Raw genomic sequence first — 2,916 nt, forward strand, 5'->3', positions numbered from 1 at the left:
GATCTCGGCTGGACGCTGGTCAAGGCGCCCACCGGCCGCGCGCGGAACGATGCCTTGACCCTGGCGCACGCGCTGGATGCTGCGGCCGCACGCCACCGCGCCGCCCGCGAGGCCTCCCGATGAGCACCCGCCCTCCGGCGCTGGCGGCCGAGATCCTGGTGGTGGAGGACAGCGCCACGCAGGCCCGCGCCCTGGCCACCGTGCTGGAGGAGAATGCCTTCGTGGTCCGATTGGCTGCGGATGGGCAGGCCGGTCTCGCGTCCGCCCGCGCCCAGCCGCCGTCCCTCGTCGTAAGCGACATTGCCATGCCCGGCATGGACGGCTTTGCGATGTGCCGCGCCCTCAAGGCCGATCCAGCCACGCGCGACATCCCGGTGATCCTGCTCACCGCCCTGAACAGCCTGTACGACGTGATCCGGGGCCTGGACTGCGGCGCCGATAACTTCATCCGCAAGCCCTTCGACCCGCGCTACCTGGTGGCGCGCATCGAATTCATCCTGGCCAACCGGCGCTTCCGGCCGGAGGAGCGGGTGCAGTTGGGCATGCAGGTGAACCTGGGCGGCCAGACCCACTTCATCACGGCCGAGCGCCAGCAGATCTTCGACCTGCTGATCTCGACCTATGAAGAAGCGATCCACATGACCGAGGAGCTGCGCGAGCGCCAGGACCAGATCGCGCGCTCCTACCAGTCGCTCGATGGGCTGTACCGCACCGCGCACGCGCTCAATGGGGCCGTGAGTGCCGACGACATGGCGCGCCGCGCGCTCGATGCGGTGCTGGAGCTGCCCGGGGTAACCGGTGCCGCGGTGCTGCTGCGCGCCGCGGATGGCGCGCTGCAGCCGGCCGCCATCCACAATGTCACGCTGCGGCCGGACTGCACTTGCCCCACGTGCCTGCTCGATGGCAGCCTGCGGACGCCGCAGCGCCACGCCGCCTGTCCCGCCAATGGCGATTCGCCCTACGTGTGCCTGCCGCTGCTGGCCGGCGAGCGCGAACTCGGCCTTCTGAACCTGCGTCTGAGCGCGGACGATCTGGACCTCAACGTGCTCAGCACTGTGGGCGCGCAGCTGGCCAGCGCACTTGAACGGGCCGACCTGTACGCCAACATGGAAGCGCTGGTGCGCGAGCGCACCGAGGCCCTGGATGCGGAGCGTAACCTGTTCTCCACGGTGGTCAAGGTGGCCGGGGCGCTGGTCTGCCTGGTCGATGCGGAAGGCGCCATCAAGGTGTGGAACCCGGCTTGCGAACAGACCCTGGGCTGGCGCGCGGACGAGGTGCTGGGCCGCTCGTTCTGGGAGCTGGCGCCCGAGCGCGCGGCCCAGGCGCGCGAGCGCTTCGCGCGCATCGGGGCGGACCGCCGGCCGATGCAGTTCGAGGAGCAGTGGGACGCGCGCGACGGGACCGTGCGCCACATCCTGTGGACCGTGGCGTGGCTGCCGCTTGGCGCACAGGGCGACCACTACCTCGGCACCGGCATCGACCTGACCGCGCTGTACGGCGTGCAGGAGAAACTCGAATACGCCAACAACTTCGACCCGGTCACCGGCCTGCCCAACCGCTTGCTGCTGCGCGACCGCGTGCAGCAGCGGCTCGTCAGCGCCGGGGCGGCGCAGGCCGTGGGCCTGCTGTGCGTGCGCGTGGGCGACCTGCACCGCGTGCGCGAGCTGCTCGGGCGCGCCGCGGAAGAGACCCTGCTTGCGGGCCTGGCGGACCGGCTGCGCGAGCTGGCGCGGCCTGGCGACGCTGCGGGGCGCGTCACCGACGACACCTTCCAGATGGTGGCTGTGCGCGCCAGCGTGGAGGAACTGGCGCACGGCGTGCACCAGCTGCTGGCGCGCCTGGACGAACCGTTCGCGATCGACGGCAACGAGGTGCACGTGGAGGCGGTCGCGGGGCTGGCCTTGTACCCCAACGACGGCGCCGATTTCGACCAGCTGGCGCAAAGCGCAGAACTTGCGGCCCGCCAGGCCATGCGCGCGCCCGGCCAGCGCTATGCCTTCTACCGCCCCGAACTCAATGAGGGCGCGCAGGACCGCTTCCGCCTGGAGAGCGCGCTGCGGCGTGCCGTGGAGCGCGATGAACTGTGCCTGCACTACCAGCCGCAGGTCGCGCTGGCGACGGGCCGTGTGATCGGCGTGGAGGCACTGGTGCGCTGGCGCCATCCGGAACTGGGCATGGTGCCGCCGGGGCGTTTCATCGGCCTCGCCGAGGAGAGCGGGCTGATTACCGCGATCGGCGCCTGGGTGCTGCGCACTGCGTGCGAGCAGCTGTGCGCCTGGCAGCGCGCGGGGCTGGCCGCGGTGCCGGTCTCGGTCAACATCTCGGCGCGCCAGTTCAACGCGGGGCTGCCGGACCAGGTGGCGGCGGTGCTGGCCGAGACCGGGCTCGATCCGGCCTGGCTGGAGCTGGAGCTGACCGAGACCGCGTCCATGGACGACCCGGCGCACAGCATGGCCACCATGCGGCGGCTGAAAGACCTGGGCGTGAGGCTGGCGATCGACGATTTCGGCACCGGCTACTCGAACCTGAACTACCTGAAGCGGTTCCCGGTGGACCGGCTGAAACTGGACCAGTCCTTCGTGCGCGATCTCACCAGCGACCCGGACGACCTGGCGATCGCGGAGGCGGTGATCGCCATGGCGCACGGCCTGCGCCTGACCGTCATCGCGGAAGGCGTGGAGACGGCCGGCCAGCTCGCCCTGCTGGCGCGCCATGGCTGCGACGAGATGCAGGGCTACCTGTTCAGCCGCCCTCTGGAACCGGCTGACTGCGCGGCGCTGCTGCGCGAAGGCCGCGGCCTGCCGGCCGAACGGCTGCGCGCCTGCCCGTATGCGCGTACGGTGCTGGTGGTGGACGACGCTGCGGCCCAGGGCACGCCGATCGCGTCGGCGGTCCAGGCGCTCAGCGGCCTGACAC

The 2,916-nt window shown here is 71.4% G+C and carries 1 protein-coding gene; it reads left to right on the forward strand.

The window, feature by feature from the left end; genetic code table 11:
* Positions 1 to 119 precede the first annotated feature (119 nt).
* Positions 120 to 2,916 (forward strand): EAL domain-containing protein (locus E4L96_RS18905; RefSeq protein WP_135208767.1); only part of this gene is annotated, 2,797 nt, incomplete at its 3' end.

It is taken from the genome of Zemynaea arenosa (genome assembly GCF_004614185.1).
Taxonomy (GTDB): domain Bacteria; phylum Pseudomonadota; class Gammaproteobacteria; order Burkholderiales; family Burkholderiaceae_D; genus Telluria; species Telluria arenosa.